The organism is Halomonas sp. IOP_14, assembly GCF_021021315.1.
Taxonomy (GTDB): domain Bacteria; phylum Pseudomonadota; class Gammaproteobacteria; order Pseudomonadales; family Halomonadaceae; genus Vreelandella; species Vreelandella titanicae.
In genome coordinates this window covers 1-1,830 of sequence record NZ_JAINWD010000099.1, presented here as the reverse complement: position 1 = coordinate 1,830, position 1,830 = coordinate 1, and the positions used below count along the sequence as shown (strand labels likewise).

The 1,830-nt window shown below is 60.1% G+C and carries 1 protein-coding gene; it reads right to left on the bottom strand.

Features of this window, described 5'->3' with window-relative positions; all coding sequences use genetic code 11:
• On the bottom strand, window positions 1–1,830 hold a 1,830-nt coding region (locus K7H09_RS24245; RefSeq protein ID WP_330165632.1), incomplete at both ends, for an FAD-binding and (Fe-S)-binding domain-containing protein.

Here is a 1,830-nt window from a genome sequence, read left to right as displayed (position 1 = left end):
TTGCCGTTCGCCGAATAGGGCATCACAAACACGCGTAGATTGAGGCGCGAGAGCAGTTCCACCACGTCCATCACCAGCTTGGCTTCAAAGTGGGTGGTGAAGGCATCCTGGACAATAATCACGCTATTGGCACGCTGCTGTTCGGTTAACAGGGCCAGTGAGAGCGGTGTTGCCTCGGCGACGCCCCAGGCGTTCAGCTGCTTTTTAACACTGGCCCGTGAAAGCGCCGGGGAGTCGCTCATGCCCAGCGTACGGCGCATCAGTTGCTCTACCCAGCGCTGGCCAATCACGGCGTTATACAGCGGTGCGGCTTTGGCCAGGGTAGGTAGCATAAACTCGGTGCCGCCAATCACGTAGTCGCGAATCGGGCGCAGGTAGCGGCCGTGGTAGACCTCCAAGAACTGCGAGCGGAACTGGGGAACGTTGACCTTGATCGGGCACTGACTCGCGCAGGACTTACACGCCAGGCAACCCGCCATGGCGTCATAAACTTCATGGGAGTAGTCGTGGTGCTGCTTGCGGCTTAGAGTATTCGCCACCCGCAGCGGAAAGCGTTTAATAAAGCCCCAGCCGCCTTCGGCTTTTTTCTTGCGCGACTCCTCAACGACATCGATTCCCGCCTGGGTCTGCAGGCGCAGCCACTCGCGGATCAGGCTGGCACGGCCTTTGGGCGAGTGGCGACGATCCAGCGTCGCCTTCCAGGAGGGGCACATGGGGTCATCAAGGTCGTAGTTGTAGCAGGCACCGTTACCGTTGCAGTACACCGCGGCGTCGTAGGCCTGCCAGGCGCGCTCATCGATGGTGCGATCAAACTGACCGCGCATGGGCACGCCATCCACCGTTAACAGATCGGGATCGCTATCCCTGGCGATTAGCTCGCTGCTTTGAGGCTTACCCGCAGCGTCGGGCGAGGTGGAAATGCCCGCGGCCCCGGGCGGGTTAGAGAGAGGCGAGGCGATCTTGCCAGGGTTAAGCTGGTTATAGGGGTCAAAGGCGGCTTTTACCCGCTGTAGGCTGGGATAAAGCTCACCAAAGAATTTAGGTGAGTACTCCGAGCGCACACCCTTACCGTGTTCGCCCCACAGCAGGCCGTCATATTTCTGGGTCAGCGCCACCACTTCATCGGATACCGCGCGAATCAGTGTTTCCTGTTCGGGATCCTTCATATCGATGGCGGGGCGCACGTGCAGTACCCCAGCATCTACATGGCCAAACATCCCGTAGGCGAGGCCTCGGGCGTCCAGCGCGGCGCGGAACTCGGTGATAAAGTCCGCCAAGTGCTCCGGCGGCACGGCGGTATCTTCCACAAACGGAATCGGCCGCTTCTCGCCCTGCACATTGCCGAGCAAACCCACCGAGCGCTTGCGCATGGCGTAGACTTTCTGGATCTGCCCACGCCCCTCGGCCAAGGTGTAGCCTAGGCGTTCAACGGTGGTGTCTTGGCTTAGGTGGTCGGTAAAGGCTTGTACCCGCTCGGCGAGGGCGCTTTCATCGTCGTCATTAAACTCGATCAGGTTAATGCCACGAATCGCCGTGTTAGCGGTCGCCGGGAAGAATTCCGCTACGCTGTCCCAGACGAAGTCTTCCATGGCCAACTGCAGCACGGTGTCATCGATGGTCTCTATGGAAGTCGGGCGAAGCGCCTGCGGCTGGGGTTGTAGCGCCTGCGGCTGAGGTTGTGAAGAGGTGCTAGCGGCCATCAGCGCTTTGGCATCCCGCAGTGCATCCATAAAACTGGTGTAGCGCACATTGACCAGAGTGGAGTGCTTGGGAATCGGCAGCACATTCAACACCGCCTCGTTCAAAAAGCCCAGCGAGCCTTCCGAGCCG